The organism is Halobellus ordinarius (assembly GCF_031823395.1).
Lineage (GTDB): Archaea > Halobacteriota > Halobacteria > Halobacteriales > Haloferacaceae > Haloquadratum > Haloquadratum ordinarius.
Map to the genome: position 1 here is coordinate 58,851 of NZ_JAVQKJ010000007.1, position 18,809 is coordinate 77,659.

The 18,809-nt window shown below is 61.1% G+C and carries 18 protein-coding genes, 1 tRNA gene and 2 pseudogenes; 7 read left to right on the forward strand and 14 right to left on the reverse strand.

Going from position 1 to position 18,809, the window contains the following annotated elements:
• Positions 1–53: 53 nt before the first annotated feature.
• Positions 54–242: pseudogene (locus tag RJT48_RS20880) on the forward strand (hypothetical protein); the annotation flags it as partial.
• A gap of 47 nt (positions 243–289) precedes the next feature.
• Here the strand turns inward: RJT48_RS20880 and RJT48_RS11260 are convergent.
• From RJT48_RS11260 to RJT48_RS11285, 6 genes and pseudogenes are all read right to left on the reverse strand, one after another.
• Positions 290–448 (reverse strand): annotated as a pseudogene (locus tag RJT48_RS11260) (ISH6 family transposase); the annotation flags it as partial.
• 157 nt (positions 449–605) lie between these two features.
• Positions 606–818, reverse strand: coding sequence for a hypothetical protein (locus tag RJT48_RS11265; protein WP_311172380.1), 213 nt, complete (start codon positions 816–818; stop codon positions 606–608).
• Positions 819–926: 108 nt separating this feature from the next.
• Positions 927–1,133, reverse strand: a complete 207-nt coding sequence (locus tag RJT48_RS11270; RefSeq protein WP_311172381.1) for a hypothetical protein — start codon at positions 1,131–1,133, stop codon at positions 927–929.
• Positions 1,134–1,624: 491 nt separating this feature from the next.
• Positions 1,625–2,926 (reverse strand): hypothetical protein, encoded by a 1,302-nt coding sequence (locus tag RJT48_RS11275; RefSeq protein WP_311172382.1) that lies wholly within the window; start codon positions 2,924–2,926, stop codon positions 1,625–1,627.
• Positions 2,927–3,452: 526 nt separating this feature from the next.
• Complete coding sequence (locus RJT48_RS11280; protein WP_311172383.1) at positions 3,453–4,052, reverse strand: hypothetical protein; 600 nt, start codon at positions 4,050–4,052, stop codon at positions 3,453–3,455.
• 333 nt (positions 4,053–4,385) lie between these two features.
• Positions 4,386–5,396 (reverse strand): NADP-dependent oxidoreductase, encoded by a 1,011-nt coding sequence (locus RJT48_RS11285; protein WP_311172384.1) that lies wholly within the window; start codon positions 5,394–5,396, stop codon positions 4,386–4,388.
• An 18-nt stretch (positions 5,397–5,414) separates the two neighbouring features.
• On the opposite strand from RJT48_RS11285, the gene RJT48_RS11290 reads away from it, so the two are divergent.
• The gene (locus RJT48_RS11290) at positions 5,415–5,561 is read left to right on the forward strand and encodes a hypothetical protein (protein ID WP_311172385.1); all 147 of its coding nucleotides are present in this window, start codon (positions 5,415–5,417) and stop codon (positions 5,559–5,561) included.
• Positions 5,562–5,792: 231 nt separating this feature from the next.
• Complete coding sequence (locus RJT48_RS11295) at positions 5,793–6,599, forward strand: CPBP family intramembrane glutamic endopeptidase (RefSeq protein WP_311172386.1); 807 nt, start codon at positions 5,793–5,795, stop codon at positions 6,597–6,599.
• A 142-nt stretch (positions 6,600–6,741) separates the two neighbouring features.
• Here the strand turns inward: RJT48_RS11295 and RJT48_RS11300 are convergent, their stop codons facing one another.
• From RJT48_RS11300 to RJT48_RS11315, 4 genes are all read right to left on the reverse strand, one after another.
• Positions 6,742–7,002, reverse strand: coding sequence for a hypothetical protein (locus RJT48_RS11300; protein ID WP_311172387.1), 261 nt, complete (start codon positions 7,000–7,002; stop codon positions 6,742–6,744).
• A gap of 13 nt (positions 7,003–7,015) precedes the next feature.
• Complete coding sequence (locus RJT48_RS11305; protein ID WP_311172388.1) at positions 7,016–7,549, reverse strand: DoxX family protein; 534 nt, start codon at positions 7,547–7,549, stop codon at positions 7,016–7,018.
• Between the two features lie 492 nt (positions 7,550–8,041).
• Positions 8,042–10,699: a PAS domain S-box protein gene (locus RJT48_RS11310; RefSeq protein WP_311172389.1), complete on the reverse strand. Its 2,658-nt coding sequence runs from the start codon at positions 10,697–10,699 to the stop codon at positions 8,042–8,044.
• 134 nt (positions 10,700–10,833) lie between these two features.
• Entirely contained in the window at positions 10,834–11,541 is a 708-nt protein-coding gene (locus tag RJT48_RS11315; protein WP_311172390.1) for a DUF2270 domain-containing protein, read from the reverse strand.
• A 514-nt stretch (positions 11,542–12,055) separates the two neighbouring features.
• Here RJT48_RS11315 and RJT48_RS11320 point away from each other — a divergent pair.
• The gene (locus RJT48_RS11320) at positions 12,056–12,295 is read left to right on the forward strand and encodes a UPF0058 family protein (protein WP_311172391.1); all 240 of its coding nucleotides are present in this window, start codon (positions 12,056–12,058) and stop codon (positions 12,293–12,295) included.
• A gap of 111 nt (positions 12,296–12,406) precedes the next feature.
• Here RJT48_RS11320 and RJT48_RS11325 read toward each other — a convergent pair whose 3' ends face one another.
• The gene (locus tag RJT48_RS11325) at positions 12,407–14,128 is read right to left on the reverse strand and encodes a zinc ribbon domain-containing protein (RefSeq protein WP_311172392.1); all 1,722 of its coding nucleotides are present in this window, start codon (positions 14,126–14,128) and stop codon (positions 12,407–12,409) included.
• On the reverse strand, positions 14,121–14,747 hold the full coding sequence (locus RJT48_RS11330) for an IS607 family transposase (RefSeq protein WP_311172393.1): 627 nt from the start codon (positions 14,745–14,747) through the stop codon (positions 14,121–14,123). The genes RJT48_RS11325 and RJT48_RS11330 overlap by 8 nt, the downstream gene beginning before the upstream one ends.
• A gap of 150 nt (positions 14,748–14,897) precedes the next feature.
• On the opposite strand from RJT48_RS11330, the gene RJT48_RS11335 reads away from it, so the two are divergent.
• On the forward strand, positions 14,898–15,167 hold the full coding sequence (locus RJT48_RS11335) for a HalOD1 output domain-containing protein (protein WP_311172394.1): 270 nt from the start codon (positions 14,898–14,900) through the stop codon (positions 15,165–15,167).
• 206 nt (positions 15,168–15,373) lie between these two features.
• Here RJT48_RS11335 and RJT48_RS11340 read toward each other — a convergent pair.
• Positions 15,374–15,447, reverse strand: a tRNA-Ile gene (locus tag RJT48_RS11340).
• 78 nt (positions 15,448–15,525) lie between these two features.
• Positions 15,526–16,011 carry an FxsA family protein gene (locus RJT48_RS11345; protein WP_311172395.1) on the reverse strand — a complete coding sequence of 162 codons (486 nt, stop codon included), beginning with the start codon at positions 16,009–16,011 and terminating at the stop codon, positions 15,526–15,528.
• Positions 16,012–16,200: 189 nt separating this feature from the next.
• Between RJT48_RS11345 and RJT48_RS11350 the strand changes: the two genes are divergently transcribed.
• Entirely contained in the window at positions 16,201–17,898 is a 1,698-nt protein-coding gene (locus tag RJT48_RS11350; protein WP_311172396.1) for a DUF255 domain-containing protein, read from the forward strand.
• An 82-nt stretch (positions 17,899–17,980) separates the two neighbouring features.
• Positions 17,981–18,802, forward strand: a complete 822-nt coding sequence (locus RJT48_RS11355) for a TrmB family transcriptional regulator (RefSeq protein WP_311172397.1) — start codon at positions 17,981–17,983, stop codon at positions 18,800–18,802.
• Positions 18,803–18,809: the final 7 nt, after the last annotated feature.

Consider the following 18,809-nt stretch of genomic DNA (forward strand, 5'->3'; position numbering starts at 1 on the left):
CAAACGGAATTTATTGGAGGTAGTCTCATCTGTCGTATCAGGGGGTGGTCAGCGTGACCGCCTCGAAGAATTCAGGTGGTTCTGACAGAGATTCGATATACTCGTCTGACCAACTGCGCGACGATCTCGCGGCACTACTTCTTGAGCAACTGAGCGACGAACCGCTCACCTATCTGCACAGCAGCGACCTGAGCGAACACCTCGATACGAACGCAAAGCGAGTGGGTCGAAACCTCGAGGCAGCGGCCGAACGCGCCGGTCTTCAAGCCGAGAAATGGGGTCACAACGGTAACTCGACGACGCGGCTCGCGTCGAGGCTCTCGACCATCGATCCGAGCAGTACAGACTCGACGTTCTGCTCGGAAACGAACTCGGCAAGCGTGGCCAACGGTACCGTTTTGTCCTCGTCGATGCTACTCGTGAACCGCACGTCGATTGTGGCGTGCATAGGTTGCCTCGTGGGTTGGACACCAGAGGCGACCCCTTCCTTAGAGGAGTCAGTTGCTACTGAACTCTAGAGGACTTTGTGACACGATCTAATCTTTGGGGCCGAGTCGTTTCTGTTCGTGTGGCTACCTCTCGACTTGGCTCGACTGAGACCGTTTTCAACCGTCGAACCTGTCCACGCAGTCCCGACAGACGTGCTCTCGTCGCCAATCTTCGATGCTCTCGACTTTGAGCCCGATCTGACGGTAGTGGAAAGGGGAATTGTCGGTCTCGTGGCCACACAGCGGGGCTTCGTTCTGGTCTGGAAGGTGCAATTCGTCGTCCTCTCCTCGAATCCAGTGCTCTTCGTCATTGGGTGGTTCAGGGTGCATCTACTACCTCCAGTCGACAGTAGAGCGCGCCGGTCGACGTCTCGCCGTTCGGTTTGGTGGAATAAGACATAGTTATTCGTGCTTATAAGAACCGGATCTTCGAGAATGTCACTCGAACGATTGGAGTTCGGTCTCTTCGAACATCGTCTCGTAAATTACACCGTTGGAATCGATCCATCCCAACTGTTCTTCCTCTGCCATCGTTCTGTAGATCGCCCCGTTGGAGTCGATCCATCCCAAGTGTTTTTCCTCTGCCATCGTTCTATAGATGGCTCCGTTGGAGTTGATCCACCCCAATTGCTCCTCTTCGGCCATCGTCCTGTAGATCGCCCCGTTCGCATTTATCCAAGCCATCTTTCGAGATTCGACGATCGGCACAGACAGTCTTATGCGTGTCGTTCGTTTCTGGGGTGTCAGTACGACTGTGTCTACGATTTTAGCTATCGTGGAGATATTATAGCCTGAACAGGCGCAATACCGCGGCCTTCAGGCCGTGGATACGCGCCGGCACTTGGGAGAGAATCCACGTTCGACGATCTTCTCCGAGTTTCGGAACACTGGCGCTTAACTGACAGGTAACCCTCTCAGCAGGGAGGGATCGGTCGGAACGGAGCGGATTCCGAACCGTCCTTCGGAGGCGGCCTGTCCGCCCACGTAACGAGGCAGTATCCGAAAGACGGTCGGTGAACGCCACATCCTCGAAGGGTGTGCCGATGTGCCGACTGCTGAAACCACGCGACACACGTGGTGAGAGGACCGAGACCGAGCGGATCGAAGCAAACACGAAGCCCAGAGCGGACGTGAAGTTAGTCCTCGTACCACCCGGGAGCGTCGACAGTGCCCGGATAACGGTCGTATCTGACCGTTACCACGACCCGGGACCCGGTGTTCGGATGTCGGTAGGCTACCCGGATACCACGGATCCAGCCGTCGGGTTCGACGACCGCGACGGCGCGATACGCCTGCGTTTCGTGATCGAGTGTGAGTGGGTTTCCGGTCGCAACGAGTCGGTATCGGGTCCTCCCGCCGATGGTGTGTTGCTCGACGTCTGTCTCGGTCGTGTTCAGATACCGCAACACGACGAACCGTGTCCAGCTGTCGATCACCATCGAACCGTTCCGGAGGGGTCTGAGACCCCGGCGCTGGATTGTCGTCGTGTTCCCGCGTTCGATACGGACATACACCCCGGACCCGTCAGCGAACCGCTCGATTCGCCCGGTTGTACTCGTAAGAGAGGTCCCGGTAAACTTCGTTTCCCGGACAACGTGGTACCGCGAATCGGACTCGACGTGGGCCCTGATCGTGACCGTATCGTTGGCGTCGAACCCGGACCGACGGGTGTCGAACCCGGTCAGAAACCGCGGCCCGGTGAACGTCACCTCCATCGCGACCGGGTGAGCCTGGAGTGCGTCGGTGTGTGCGCGCGCGAGGCGGTCGGGATCGCGGATGACCTCGGGTGATACGCCCGCGGTCCCAGTCGGAGTTGGCGTGGCGAGCGTTTCACCGTCCACCTGGTCGTCTGTGACGGCGCTGTCCGGCTGCCCTCCGCTATGGTTCGACACGCCACCCGGTGTCGATTCACCCCAGATGAGGACGCCCGGAACGACGCCAGCGAGCACTGGTGAGGCGACCGCGATGACGATAAGGAACCCTGCCAGCACAGCGGCTCGCCCGGGCAGTCGTGTCGCTGAGCTGTCGTCGTGATCAGTGTCGAACTCGGCGCCGAAGTGGTCTCGATACAGCCGTTTTGCTTCCACCCGTGCGACGGCGTAGAGGAGTTGCTGGTAGAGCGCGCCCGGATCGAGGACTGATACCCCCGACCCACAGTCGAGGTCGTCGACTGTCGGCCTGGATTGCCTGGGCAGGAGAGCAGGCAACGACTCGAAGCGTGACGGGACGACGACCAGTTCGTCGACATCGCCGGCCGCAGGTGGATTCGGACCGACGTGAATCCGTTTCGTTTCTTCGTCCCGGGTCGCGACGATGAGGCGGCCGTCGCGGTCGATGTCCCATTCCCGGGATCGCAGGAGTGCAGCGACGAAAGCCGCTCGCTCGTCGGGAGCGAGCGAGCGGAACTGATTCGCAAACTGCTCGAATGATGGCGGCACAGGTCAGTGAACCGGCTGTCGGGTGCACGCGGAGATGATGCCGTCCACTGTCGTCTGAACCCCTCGGACTGGGGAACGCATTACTATCTTTTTTCGTGCATACGCCGAAAAGCCTTCGCTGAGAAGCACGACCCACAGAATCGCGAACGAGAGCGTTGATACCGCGTCCGCTATGACTCTCTCGGCACAGCGAACTTTGCCATCGGCTAGTTTGAGTTCCTCCCGCGCTGAAGCGCGAGGCTTTCTCCTCGAACTTCCGTAACTTCGCCGACTTCGAGGGGGAAGGTGGCGAGACTGAGACTGACGCGACTGCGGATCACGACGCGTGGGGCGTCGACACCGAGTGAATGCCCCGGGCACTACTCGATACGTCTGTTCGCTTCGCCGCCGCGTATCAGCTCGATAGCGAATACGGGCACGCGCTCCCGAGTCGACGAGACGCGACACTCCTCTGTATTGCCGATCAGTTTGCCGTCCGCTCCGGTGGATTATCCGCGTTGCAACGAAGCGGCGGACTCGATTATCACTACTCGCGCAGGGAAGGAAAGTCCCCTTCACGGGTGAACACGTACGCGGGAGAGCGCCAGAAACCCTCGTCGATGGATTCGTCATCACTCACCTTCCGCAACTCTGTCATCTGGAACGGCTCATCGAGCTTGCGCCCGTGCTCGACGATGTACGTCGTCGTGTCGAGTTCCTCGTTGTAATCCGCATAATCATCGTCCTCACTGATCTGCGATCTGAACTTCTCTGCCTTCTGGGATTCGGGGTCAGGGTCGAGGATGAGATCTGTGATGATCCCCGTATGAGTCACCATATCGCCGGTGCGATAATAGATCGGGAGCCGGCCGTGGGCATCGAATGCTGCGGCTGCGGACACGAGCCGGCTTCCGGATCGGTGTGTGATTTTGGTACGGTCGACGAGTTCCGCCAAGCGATCTGAATAGTTCTTGGAGAGAATCGCGACGTTCCGCTGCTTTCGGACTTTGCGTTGGAGACCCGACCACTGAGTTCGGTTGCTGTTTAAACTGGATTTGTCCAGTTTCTTCGCCTCCCCAAGGTGTTGCATCATCTCGTCGAGAGAGGAATCGTCCGCCGGTTCGGAGGATTCTCCTGCATCATCCATTACCTTACGTTGGGCCACTTCCGGGTATAGATGTTTGGAGGGACACGAGCCACTCCCGCGGAATTCAAATGGCTTCTCGAGGCACTCTCTCGATGAACGGTTGAACAGGAGGAATGAGACTGCGGTGAGGCCGCTATAGTAGCGTTTGCAAGTCTTCACTCACACGATCGCACGCAGTCGTGCGATCGGATGAGCAATCAGTTGCAAACGCTACTATAGTGATGCAGTGCCCGACGAGGAGGTCGACAGCCGCAGCACAATTGGGTCCGCGTCGATAGACCATACGCGGACGGCAACTGCTCTTGCTATCAGTGTCGAGTGGCTACTGAACGGTCATTCAGCCACTCGGACAACCTGCTTTCCGATGTTGTCGCCGGAGAACAGGCCGAGGAACGCGTCTGGAGCGTTCTCTAAGCCTTCCACGACTGATTCACGGTGCTGGAGCTGGCCGCTCGCAACCCACGTTGCGAGCTGTTCGCTCGCCTCCCCGAACCGTGTCGCGTAATCGGCGACGAGAAGCCCCTGAACTTTCGCGCGTGGCGCGATGAGTTGCGGCAGCTTCCGAGGTCCCGTCGGGACATCCTCGTCGTTGTAGTGCGCAATCTGTCCGCAGACGGCCACGCGAGCGTCGAGATTCAGTTTCGTGAACACGGCATCCGTGATCGGTCCACCGACGTTGTCGTAATAGACGTCGACGCCCTCCGGTGCGGCCTCGTCGAGTGCAGTTCCGTAGTCGTCGGTCTCCTTGTAGTTGATCGCAGCGTCGAACCCGAGATCGTCGGTGAGCCAGCGAGTCTTCTCGTCCGATCCGGCGAATCCGACGACGCGGCAGCCGTTCAATTTCGCGATCTGGCCGACGACCGATCCAACCGCACCTGCGGCCCCGGAAACGACGACGGTATCGCCGGGCTTGGGCTCGCCGACCTCGAGTAACCCGAAGTAGGCCGTCCGGCCCGGCATCCCGAGGACGCCGAGGTAGGCGGGCAGGTCGGCTATCTCGGGATCGACAGGGGCGACGTCGTCCGCATCGAGAACGCTGTAGTCAGCCCACGTTCCCTCTCCGGTCACGAGATCTCCTGTGTTGTACTGCTCGCTGTTGCTCTCGACCACTTCGCCGACGACGCCGCCTTTCAGAACATCTCCGACGTCCCAAGGCTCTGCGTACGATTCCCTGTCCCGCATCCGGCCGCGCATATACGGGTCGACAGAGAGGTACTCGACACGGACGAGCAGTTCACCCTCGGAGGGCTCTGGTACGGGCTCGTCTCTCAGATCGAAGCAGTCCAGGTCTGGTTCGCCTGTCGGTCGTTCTACAAAGTACCAGCTACGGTTTGCGTCTTCCATATAGTGCTTCGGCTCGTTGTGTGCAAGAGACTTCGGGAGTACGTCGACCGCTTCGATGACGGCCTCGCCGCGGCGGTCGTGAAGATCCTCGACGCCAATCGCGGGAGCATCAATCAGTACGACGACGACCGCATCTGGACAAACTATCAGTTGACTATCAACTGATTCGGAGAGGAGTAACCATTTTGAGTAGGCGGAATGAGATGGCCGAAATCACGGTCTGTGGCCACCGGTGGGTCCATTTCCACTTTTCGCCCGGTCGCTTTGCTCCACCGCAAAAACGGAGGGAGGAATTCGCAGTGGTGGACTCGAACGACGCTCCAGTCGCTGCCGACGTTTTTGTCTGCTACAGAATGTCAGATTATCTATAATCAATCCTGTGACGTATAGAGGCCGATGCAATCAATCGTCGAACGTCGTCCTGTCGCGGTAACGCTCGGAATCGGTGCCGGCATCGTCGCACTGGCGGTTTTCAGCCGGCTCGTGCTCGAACCACTGTTCCCGCAGTTGACGCAATCCGGGATCGGACTCGTCCTGAACTGGCTTTTCGTCGCGTTCAGCATCGGGCTCGTCGCCTGGCTCGGGTGGTGGGGGAAGATACGGCTCACGGCCCGCGTAAACCGCCGGGCGCTCGTCTATCTCCTGCCGTTTGCCGCGATCGTGTTCCTGCCGGTCGTCTTCGGGATGGCAGTCCCGGAGGTTTCGCTCGTCGAAGGCGAGATCCGTCCTGCCTGGCTGACCGTCGTGCTCATCGTCGTCGGTGTGGCTCTGGGAGCCGCGATATCTGAGGAACTCCTCTACCGCGGGGTACTCCTCCGCGTGCTGGAACCCCGCGGGCGGCTGTTCGCCGGCGTCCTGACGGCGACCCTGTTCGGACTGACCCACGTGTCACAGATCATTCTCGGCGGGCCAGCCGTAGAGTGGCTCGTCAGCATCATCCTGATCATTCCGATGGGGATCGGCCTCGCCGCAGTCGCGTTCCGGTTGGAGAGTCTCTGGCCGCTCGTCGTCTGGCATCTCGCCGTCGACGTGACTGCTCTCCACGCAGCCAGTATGCCTACGGGCTACATCGTTGCTCTCGTCGCGCTGACGATCATCAGCGGCGTGATGGGCATCTGGCTGCTGCGCAAGGACGATCAGGTCGCTCGCCTCGCGACCGCGCACGACGCCGTAGATACGGTCGTCCAGCCAAAGATACTCTGACGATCCGTTCCGTGATGATCTCCCCCCGAGTAGTCTTCTCTTCACTCCACCTGGCTCGTCATTGGCTCCGCTATCACACAACTGACCAAATAAAAATCCGCTGCGAGGTGGCAGCTGGAAAGCGACCGTGTCGGAGCCGTCGTTACGCCGCCGGTTCGGTGGCCGGCGTGGTGCCAACGAACCTATAGACGGCGTAGACGGCCCAGATCAGCAGTCCCAGAATGATGATATACGACCGGAGCAGGATCGGGATCAGCGCCTCGTGGACGATCTGACCCTCGCTCGACACCGGGTGGGGACTGCCCGCGATGATTTCTATCAGTCCGATCACGACGACACCGAGCACTACGAGCCCGCCGCCGCCGTACATTGCGACCTTGTCGATTGTGTTGAGTTCACTCATGTTCTGTCACCTCTTAGCCGATCAGGTACCGCAGCCGCGGGTGGTTCTTGACGAACTCGGTCCGTGCGAGAATCGCGTCGATGCCGAGGACGCGTCCCGCACCGAGCGTGGCGATCATCGCGAACACCAAAAGACCCATCAGCTCGCCCGTCACGAGCCCGTGGGCCCACCCGCCGGTCTCGCCGTTGATGAAGTAGAAGAACGTCATCAGGAACGCCCCGAAGAACGCGGCCAGACGCGTGAGAGCGCCGACAACGACCCCGAGGCCGATCAGCGTCTGTCCCAGCGGCACCATTATGTTGACCAACGCCAACCCCGCATCCCCCGAGAACAGCGTCACGATGGGAGCGAGGCTGGTCCCGGCTGCTGCGCCGCCGACGAACCAACTGGCGTCGAACGGCCACGCGAGGAACTTATCGAGCCCCGCGTGGAGGAACCACCAGCCGACTGCGAGCCGCATTATCACCAGCCAGTACGCTAGCCACGGTTCCGAGAGGGTGAACGATACGTCGCGCCCCAGCAACTGTGTATCTATATTTGTCGTCATCGCTCCAGTCCCATATTAGATACATCAGTTATTAAAAACTTGATGTCGTTTTTATAAAGTGAGAGCCAAACTAGTCGGGGTTGTTTAAATAGTAGTGGGAGATTGCCGAAATATCATTAAAATTGTATATGTGGGTATACTATTCACCGATAGTTTGATGTTCCGACCCGGATGCGGTCGTTCGGCACCGACGCGACAGTGTCGCTTCCGACGGAATCTCACTTGTGAAACGACGGTGCGTTATCCTCTGATACTGATTACTCTCACTGTTTACCGCCGAGCGCCATCCCCGTTGGCGGCGCTCGGCGGTAAGGAACGAGAGTAATCAGTATGAGTGATCGTCTGTAGAAGTCTGAATGGTCGTTTGTAGGGGGCGCTCGCGTCCCGAGATAGTAGCCTTTACAACTGATTGCTCATCCGACCGGACGCCGTCGTGCGATCAGATGAGCGAAGACTTCCAAACGCTACTATCGGTCGACGGACCGGTGGCTTTCAGTCCTCGTGTTCGACACCGGTGATCTCGAATCGGGCGCCCCCTTCCGACGCCTCCGTAATCTCGACCTTCCAGCCGTGGCTCTCGACGACCCGCTTGACGATGTTCAGTCCGAACCCCGTCCCGTCCGTGTCGGTCGAGTACCCCATCTCGAAGACGTCTATCCGCTGTCTTTCGGGGATGCCAGGCCCGGTATCTTCGATGTAAAATCCGTCGTCGAGGACGCCGATGGTGATCGTTACTGCTCCGTCCCCTTCGACGGTGTCCCCGTGAGTACCGGAGCAGAAATCCGTGGTCCCGTGATCCACGGGTTCCTCTCGTGTCTGCGAGGGAGGGGCCGTCGAACTATTTTCGACGGCGTCCCCCTGAGTGTCCGAACGGGGACTCGTGGAGCTATGCTCCACGGCGTTCCGCAACAGATTCTCGAACAGCCGCCGGAGACGGCTCGGATCGGCGTGGATCCTCCGGTTGTCGACGACCCGGAGCTGCGCATCACCGGTGGCGACGCTCTGCCAGCAACGCTGGGCGAACGGCGCCAGTTCGATCCACTCCCGATGGATATCGTCGTCGCGGTCACGGGCGAGCGTCAGCAGGTCCTCGATAAGATCTTTCATCCGGTCGTGAGCCCGTTGGACCTCCGCGAGGTGCTCGGTGTCGCACTCCTCGCGGGCGAGTTCGAGACGTCCTTCCGCCACGTTGAGCGGATTGCGGAGGTCGTGACTGACGACGGACGCGAACTGCTCCAGCCGCTTTTCCCGTTCTTTCCGGTTTGTGATGTCGCGGGCGATAGTCAACACGGCTGTTTCCCCCCGATACGAGATGAGCGTCGCGCTGATTTCGACGGGAATCCGCGCCCCGTCTCTCGTCTCGTGGACCGTCTCGAAGACCTGGATCTCGTCGTCGACGATGTCGTCGATGAGGGCCGAAATCTCCTCGCATTCGAGATGGGCGTCGATGTCGTGCGGCCGCATCGACAGCAACTCCGCTCTCGTGTAGCCGGTCCGTTCGGCGGCGGCGTCGTTCACCTGGAGAAAGGTCTCGTCGTCGGTATCGATGACCCACGCGGAATCTTCCATTCCGTTGATGAGATCCTCGTACTCCTTTCGGGCCTCTTCGAGGGCGCGTTCGCGTTGCTTCCGCTCCGTGATGTCGCGAGTAACGCTCACGACGCCTTCCACACGGCCGTCCCGCACGAGCGGTGTGAGCCGATACTCGACGAAGGCATTGCCGTAGGCGCCGAACACCGATTCAAGTTCGCCGCGCACCTCGTCGCGGTCGCCGTCGAGGAGTTCCTGAAACGGATCACCGTCCGCTCGTGCTCGAACCGTATTCAGGAACTCGCTCGGTTCCCCTACCAGCGCTTCGGGAGCCGTCCCGTACACTTCCGCCAGCCGTTCGTTGACGACCGCGTAGTTTCCCGCGTCGTCGTAAATACAGGCGGCTTCCCCCATCGCGTTCACCATCTGCTCGTACCGCCGGAGGTTCTCTTCGCGTTCCTTCGCCTCGGTGATGTCCCGGGAGATGACCACAAATCGGGGCTGGCCGTCGTTTTCGGGGAGCCGCGTGACGTGCACTTCGACGGGAAACTTCTCGCCGTCGGCGCGCCCGAACTCGGTTTCGACCTCGAATCGGTCTCCTGGGGCCATCGTCTGCCACATCTCACGGATTCCCTCGGGATCGAGTTCCCGATCAATCTCCCAGACGTTCTTGCCGACGAGTTCCTCCGGTGGCTGATCGAACACCTCACAGAACCGCCCGTTCACGTCGACGATTGTCCCGTCTTTGTCGTGGATATTGATCATATCCGGGGAGTTCTCGAACAGCGCTTCCAGCCGGGCGGTGGTCCGTTCGAGTTGCTCTTCCCGTTCCTTTCGTTCGGTGATGTCAGTGATGAACCCCTCGAGCGCTTGCAACGACCCGTCTTCGTAGATCCCCCGACCGCGCTCCCACATCACCTTTGTGTCCCCGCTTTTGGTGATGATCCGATAGGTGATCTCGAACGTTCGGTCGCTATCGAGGGCTTCCTGCACCGCCTCCCACATCGGCTCGCGGTCTGCGGGATGGAGGATCGTCTCACCCCACCGTACCTCGTTTTGCTCTAATGCGTCGGCCGGGTAGCCGGTGAGCGATTCGACGTCGCCCTCGACGGTCTCCATCGGCCACGCCGGGTCGTTCTGACATCGGTAGACCATCCCCGGGAGGGTGTCGATGAGCGTCTCCAGCCGGCGTGTTCGTTCCGAAAGCTTCCGCCGGGACCGGTATGCCTCGACGGCGTTCAGGATCCGGTTCGCGAGGAGTTCGTACTGCTCGGTCCCACTTCCCTTCTGCAGGTAGTCGGTCACGCCGGCGGAGACGGCGTCGCTTGCGACTTCTTCGGACCCCCTGCCCGTATAGAGGATAAAGGGGAGGTCGCCGTGCTTCTCGCGAACCGCCCTGAGGAACTCGATGCCGTTCTCGCCGGGCATCTCGTAGTCGGAGACCACACAGTCGATGTCGTTTTCGGCCAGCAGTTCCCGGCCCTCCGCAGCGTCGCTCGCGGTTCGGACCGTGATCCGGTCGGTCTTGCGTTCGAGATACGTGGCCGTCAGCTCCGCGACGCTCGGATCGTCGTCGACGTGCAGCACGTCGACCTCCGACGGATCGCCAGTGGCCGTCATAGCTATATGCTCGTTGGCGCAGCAAGGATGGGACCGGACTTAAGCAGTGGCCCTTGTGGCTCGCCCGAAACGTCTCGATCGGCGTCTTATCGGGCCTTCACTCGCAAAAACCCGTCCGCGACCCGCCTCAGGGCCTATTTCCACTCCGTCGTATCGCTCTTGGATCGGAGTTTCCCCTTCGCCTGCCGGCGCTCGGGCCAGACAGTGAGCGCGATGATGGCGGCGTAGTACGCCCCGACAGCCACGAGGACGATCCGTCCCGGCAACGCACCGACGGCAGCGGTACCGACGATGCCGACGTCGGTGTCGGCGAACACCGTCAGCCGGACGATCCAGGCGCCGACCAGCACCGTGATCAGCGGGAAGTAGATCCGGCGCAGTCGGCGGGAGATCGCCTCGATCGTCGGCGTCTTTATCGCCGGTTTGCGGAGGTCCTCGCTCAACAGTTCCCGCCAGGCGGGCTGTTTTGCCCCCTCCGGATCTAAGGCGTTCGCGAACACGTTCTCTTCGAGCAACCGAACTCTGGATCGCCAGATGTCGTAGATGCGGTAGCGACGCGCCTCGATCCAGAAGAACACCGTCATCATCACCATCCCGACGAGGAGGATGTAGTGCGGCCGCGCGTCGCCGGAAAACGCCCACGTCAGAAGCGTCGCGATCAACACGACAGCCCAGTTCGTCGTTCGATCGATCCGCGTCCGCCACGACGTCGCCCGGCCGAGTTCGCCGCGGTAGACGTGACCTATGAGCGAGAGGAAGTCCGAGCGGTCACGCGCTGCTTCGCCGGCGATATCGCGGTCTTCGGGGGATTCCGGGTCGAAATCCGAGGGAACGTCCGACATACTGCTCCGTAAAGCGAGACGACGGGTAAAGCCTCCCCGGATGCGTTCGGCTGCCGCTGAGCCTGCGGCAATAGTCACTCGGTGGCTCGGAGGCTGCCGAGTTCCGCGAGCAACTCGTCGCTCTCGGGCCTGTCGAACGTGGACGACCCTTGTGGACGTACGCGATCTCCGGTTCCGCCCCGCGTCTGTCCACGATGACGACCTCCGGCATCCGACCGAAGAAATCGGAGAACGTCCCGAGAATCCCGAACCGCACGGGTTGGTCGTATGCGTCTCCCGCTTCCGTGTCGAGGTTAGCCTTCGCAAGTGGCAAGTCTTTGTCGGGGTACTTTGAGTGATTTCTTCTGGACCGATCTATCGAGTGAGTCTGCGGATTGTAGATTCTGCGACCCTCGGTGCAGATATCGTTTACCCAGTTAATAAGTACGGAATATGGGAGTAAAATGTCCCCGATTGATGTCCTCTTAGCCTGGAATACGCGTGAAGACGCAGATCAAACTTCGCTGAGGAAGATATGCACAAACAAGAACTCGTACACCTTCACGGCTTGCTCGTCGAAATCACACAGTCGTTCGCCGATCACGGCGCAGTCTCGGATGGAGTCTGGAACGAATACGAAGCGCTCCATACCAACGCGTACTCTATCCACGCACGCAAGGGGAAACACCAAGAGGCAGTCCTGCTACTCGCTACCACCCTCGGCGAGGAACTTGAACAGCCGACAGAAGAGCAGTCCGTAATGTCTGCTCAGTAATCAATACCGTTGAAAAGACTCCCCTACTGAGCGATTTTACGTAGGGGGTAAACCCGTAGGCGTACGCTTGAACAGCGGGAAGATGTCAGAGCAGAGTAACCGTTCCGATTTTCAGTAGCTTTCAGTAGTACACCGGTTAAATCGGGTACACTGTCGGACGACTGGGCCACGTCCATCGCTACTATCTGCATTCGACTCGGGCAGGGCGACGGCGGGCGCTATCACAGCCGACCCACTACCAGCGGTCGCCCCTGCCTGTTCGGGTTCGTAGGCAACAACACCACGACCGAACGTGAGCCGCGTGCCAGCGGAACGGCCAGCTAGCACGATTTCAGAATCCCCCGTGTAGGAGGACGTGAAACCGTGGTCTAGCGTCTCGCCGTCGCTGAAGAACACGCGAGCCACGTTCAGTGCGCCGATGTAGTCGCGGTCGCCCTCGAACCCACACCGAGCATTGTCACACCGGAAGTGCCCGCCCCACCACAGTTCCCCGTGATGCTCGGGTGACTTGCAGGTGTGGCCGGTCGAACCACACCGAGGACACGACCGACTCGTCCTTTCCGGGTAAACTCGTTCGAGAGCGACACCAGCACTCGCTGCCCGATACTCGATGTTCTCGATGATGTCCCGCCGCGCCCACGACGACAACTCCCACGACAACGACCCTTCGTCACGTGGTGGAGAGAGCGACCGCAAGTCCTCGTGAACAATCGCGTCCACGTCGTACAGGAGTGCGAGTGCGAGGACTTGGTTGGCTACGTCGTGTGCCAGTTGATCGCGCTTGTGTCGAATCTTGTTGTTCACCCGCTCGTACTCGCTTTGGATATGTGCGAACTCGTCAGTATGCGAGCGACCATCACGGCGCAACGCGGCAAGTCGGTCGTTCAGTCGGGTGCGTTCGCGGTGGAGTCGCCGCATCTTCTCGCGGTCAGTAAACTGAATAAACTGTGGCGTAGACCGCTGTTCGCCATCGTCAGTAACCACCACGGCAGTCATATCTTTTCGCATCCCGGCGTCGAGCGCCAACACGCAGTCGGTGCTGTCAGTCCTCTTTGCGTGTTCGACTTCGACGGGGAAGGAGAGTTCGTAGTAGGCGGCACCGGTTTTACGACGGGAGGGCTGGAACTCGGGAGCCGAGAGATCGCCGTGAGCGAGGAGGTTATGAAACGCTTCGTAGCCGCCGCGCTCGTACTCTGTCCACGACCAGTCACCTCGTGTCTCCGGCGATAGTGTGTCTGGTGTTTTGAGTCGGATGGTCAGCGTCTCGCTATCGGTGTCGTACTGGTAGTTGACTGCTTGTCCACTGGTTGGGCCGTCGTCCGCAGAGTACGGGAGTACGCCGTTGTCATACTCGGGGCAGTCCTGCATTTCAAGATACGTGTCAGGATACACCCCGTGACGGTCGTAGTAACTGTTGAGTTGATCGATGAGGATGTCCACGTAGCCTGACGAGAGGTAGTCCCCGTCGCCCCAGAGTTGTTCTTTGATGCGACGACGGTGGATGCGTCGGATTTTGTGATCGGGCAACACGCTCTGGATGGACTGAAAGGCGTCTCGGCGGTCGGCGTGACTCCGGAGCGTTTCACCGACTTTCTGCAAGATGCACCGCCGGAATCGAGAGGGGAGATACAGGTCACGTTCCTCGAACGGTTCGTGTTCATCGAAGTATTTCCACGCCTGATGGGGGGAGTCAGCAATCCCGTTGAGGTGGGCTGGCGTCCAGTGGTCTTCGAGGACGTGAGTAGCAACACGTTGTGTGAGTGTTGCCAGTCGGTCGAATCGCTCGGCGTCCTCGTCTGGCAGATGGATTGGGAGCGAGAGGTGGTCACTCATCAGGTTTCACCTCGGATTCGACGGTGTTGACGACCTGTTGTTTTTTGTTGGAGCGCATACCGTAGAGTTTGCCGCTGAAGTTGGCGACAAGTTTGATGAGGTCGTCAACGAGTTCTTCCTGTGCAGATTTGTCCGTCTCGTCTTCGATGACGGTGACTGTAACTCCGTAGCAGTCGAAATACCGTTCGAGGTACGAGAAGCCAAAGCGGGTGAGTCGATCTTCGTAGGTGACGAGAATGCGTCCGTAGTCAGCGTCCTGTACGTCATCAAGGAGAGAGTCAAGACCACGGCGGTCTTCATTGAGACCGCTCCCAACGTCGGTGTAGGTGTTTTCGACACTCCAACCGTGGTCGTGAGCGTACTCTGCGAGTCGGTCGAGTTGGCGGTCGAGGTCACCGTTGTCTTTCTGGCCGTGACTTGAGACGCGAGCGTAGAGGGCAACACGGTCTGTTGGACGAGTATCGCCTGCAAGCCGGCGGAGTTCTCGGTGTGGAATCCGTCGTTCTCCGCCCGGTGTTCGGGTGTAGTCAAGGTCGTCGTTGCGACACCAACGTTTCACGGTCTGGGTATGAACACCGAGTTCATCCGCGAACTCGCCAACCGAGTACGACCGTGGCATCTTGTACTATTTACTACTGATAAATACTTATAGATACTGAATTCTGTAACAGTGACACAACCCCATCAAAAAGGAATCGCTCGGCTCAGGCAACTACTGTAAAACATAGTGGTAACAACGAGTATTTTAATCACGGTCAAATTCCGGGGTATGGGGAATGCGAAGGATTTCTACTACGAGCCAGACGAGGACGAAGACCTCAGCACAGCAGTCGTGACTGCGGTCGCGAAGGCTCACGACGAGGATGTACTCGATCAGATTTGGGTCATCAGTGAGGACATTAACACGGATGCACTCGACGGACTCTTTCAAGAAAATAATCTCAAGATGACCCTCCAGTTCGAGGCGGATTCGACGACGGCGACAATCATTGCCGACAAGAGCGGAAACCCGGTCATCAAGATCGAGTCACACCGCTAAGTATACAATCGTTTCAGTGAATCACTGTGATATTTTTCTTCGAGGCGGCAAGATGGAATACACAGACACCACAGCGGTGCGAGCGAATTGCGGTTCAACCAATATGAGATAGAAGCTTCTATGCTTGATTTAGTCCAACGGAATTAGGTGGCTGGGGAGTTCCCGGCCCCTAACACGCCACGGCCAAAGACCGTGGACGTTGTAGGTGGGCCAACACGGATTTGAACCGTGGACCTCCCGGTTATCAGCCGAGCGCTCAACCTGACTGAGCTATTGGCCCAGGTGAGCGCGTTTATTCGTTGACCGATGAGTAGTTTAAGCGTTTCCTTTCGATAACGCCGGGGGCGCAGTCCCCCGATCAGGGGTTGTCCTCGCCGGACCGGCCATACTCCTCGGGATCGAGATTCACCACGTCGTCGTCGCCGGGGAAGCCGCCGACCCAGACGTTGCCGGAGACGAAGCCGCCAGTCCGGCGGTCCAGGTACGGGCCGAGGACGTACCGCTTCAGGAGTTCGCGGATCGGATACCGCGTCACCGGGAGCGCGAGCGCGAAGCCGAGCGCGTCGGTGACGATCCCGGGCGTCAGGAGGAACGCGCCCGCGGCGATCAAAAGCCCGCCGTCGAGCAGTTCGTTCGTCGGCACCTCCCCGGTCGCGGCCTTCCGCTGGAGTTTCGCGAGCGTGTGGCGGCCCTCCGCGCGGACGAGCAGCATTCCGAGCAGGCCCGTTAGCACTACCAGCAGGACCGTCGGGACGAACCCGATCGCCGAGGCGACCGGGAGCAACAGGAGTGTGTCGGCCAGCGGGATGGCCAAAAGCAGCGCGATGACCCAGCGCGTTCGCATAGCCAGTCGTTCGGGGTCGCCGTTCATAGCCCTTGTGTCACAACCGGGCGCTGTGGCGGTGAGCGCTGCCCCAACCACACCTCGAAAGACGTCACTGTCGAACACAACTGTGTCACGAGATTCGCCCCACGGAATTCTCGACTGCGTCGCGTCCGACAGTGTTACCACCGGCCACACCGGAACGCGAGTATGACCGACGACCGGACACACGTCGAGTGGCGCGAGTGGGGCCCTGCGCCGTTCGAGGAGGCCGAGGCGGCCGACCGACCCGTGCTCCTCGCGCTGACCGCGACGTGGTGCGACAGCTGTCACGAGATGGACGCCGAGACCTACGGCGAACCGCGGATCGCCGCCAACGTCAACGACGGGTTCGTCCCCGTCAGAGTCGACGTCGACCGCCGCCCGCGGGTTCGCGAGCGGTACAATATGGGGGGCTTTCCCTCGACGGTCTTCTGTACACCATCGGGGAAGGTCATCACGGGCGCGACGTACCTCGGTCCCGACGGGATGCGGCAGGTGCTGAGTTCGGTGCGGGACGTCTGGGCGGACCGCGGCGACGAGGCGGGCCGGGTGCCCCGGGCGCTGACCGGCGATCCGACGCCCGCCGGACCGGTCGACGACCGGATCGAGAGCCACATCGCGGGCCAACTCGACGAAAAGTGGGACGACCGCTTCGCTGGCTGGGGTGACGGCGCGAAGTTTCCGCTCCCGCGCACGATCGAGTTCGCGCTGAAGCGCTCCCGCGAGCAGGCGACGGAGACGCTGGGCGTCATCGGGGGAGCGCTCTACGACGACGACGTCGGCGGCTTCTACCGCTACGCGGAGGGGCGAGACTGGACTGATCCGCACCGCGAGAAGGTCCTCGATGCCAACGCCGCGCTCGTCCGGGCGTTCGCGAACGGGTACCTCTACACCGGCGACGAGTCGCTGCTCGATCCCGCCGAGGGGACGCGGGAATTCCTGGTCGACCGCCTCTGGAACGGGTCCGCGTTCGGCGGGAGCGTCGCGCCCGACGATCCGGCGGCTGACGACGATACCGATCCCCGGCGTGACCTCACCGCGTACGCGGGCGCGAACGCGATGGCCGCGGATGCCTTGCTAGCGCTCGCGGCCTACACCGACGACGAGCAGTCCCGGGAGTACGCCGAGCGGGTGCTCGACACCCTCGCGAGCGACTTTGTCGACGAGGACGGCGTCGTCTCGCACGTCGCCGATGGCGAGCCGCAGGCACCCAAACTCCTGCTCGAAGATCACGCCAGGGTCGTCGCCGCGCTCACGACCGCTCGACAGGTGCTCGGGACCGAGGCGCTCGGCTCCGGCAGAGATCCGCTCGCCGTCGCCCGCGACGTCGCCGATCGAGCTATCGAGACGCTGCAGGAACCAGACGGTGCGTTCCGCGACGGGCCCGAGGAGGGCGTGGGCCTCCTCGATCGGCCGCTGCGACCCCTCGACGGAGCCGTCGAGGTCGCCGAGGCCCTCCTCGATCTCTCGGCACTGCTGACTGAGACCGCAGACGCGGAGGCGAACGACCAAGGCGACGACGGCGACGAAAACGCGCCGGCGGGAGAGCGATACGCCGACGCCGCACACGCTGCCATCGCCGCGTTCGCGGGGGCACGCGACCGGATCGGCGTCCAGGTCGCCGGTTACGGCTCGGTTGCAGCGCGGCTGACGCGCCCGGATCTCGTGATCGCCGTCGGCGACGCCGCCGGGACGGACATTCACCGCGCGGCGCTCCGCGTCGCCGACCACGAGGCTGTGGTGGTCCCGGCCGCTCCCGGGGTCGACGATGGCGTCGCCGTGGTCCGCCGTGGCGCCGAGACCCGGGAGTCGACCGCGCCCGAGGCGCTGCTCGATGCGGTCGCGGCCCTCTCCAGCGACGCGTGAGACGCACCGGAGTCGGAGGGAGAGCCGCACCGGCACTGTAAACCGTCGGTTAGTTTTTGTTCGTGGCCCAAGAGGTGTCGGTATGGCGAGCCTCAGGGATCTCGGTCTGTCCGAGTACGAAGCCCGCGCGTACCGGTCGTTGCTCCGGACCGGACCGACAACGGCCAAGGAGTTGTCGAAGACGAGCGACGTCCCGATGGGACGGATCTACGACGTCCTCAACGGGCTGGAACAGCACAACCTCGTCAGAAGCCAGACCGCGAGCCGACCGAAGAAGTACGTCGCCGTCGAGCCGGATACGGCGCTCGATCGACTTCTGGAACGACAGCGGCGGAAGCTCCGGGAACAGGCCGACCAGTACGAGCGCGTCGTCGACGAACTCACCGACGAACTGGGCACTGCCGGGCCGGTCGACGGCGAGTTCTGGACCGCCACAGTCGGCACCGAAGACTCGATCGACCTCCTCGTCGAACGCCTCGCTGCGGCGGAGGAGTCGCTGATCATCGTCGCCGGCGGCGTCTCGCCGCAGTTCGACCTGGGCGCGGTCGGCGAACGCGTCACGGAAGCCCTGGATGCCGCCCTCGACCGCGGCGTCGACGTCTCCGTACTGATGGCGCCGGAGCTCGTCGAATCCCTTCCGGCGAGCGTCGGGAGACGGTACACGGAGCAGCTGGTAGACCATCCCGAGTTCTCGGTCCGGACGGCGCCGGGGCTCTCCGGGACTTTCGAACTCGTCGACAACGTGGAGGTGTGTATCGAAGTGCCGAACCCGCTCGACCCGGGTGAACCGTTCGCGATGATCGATCTGAAAGACCCCGAGTTCGCCGGGGACCTCCGCGGGCGGTTCGACCCCCAATGGGAGGAGGCGGAGCCGCTCGCGCGGTCGTCGTTCCCGGGCGAGTGACCGTCAG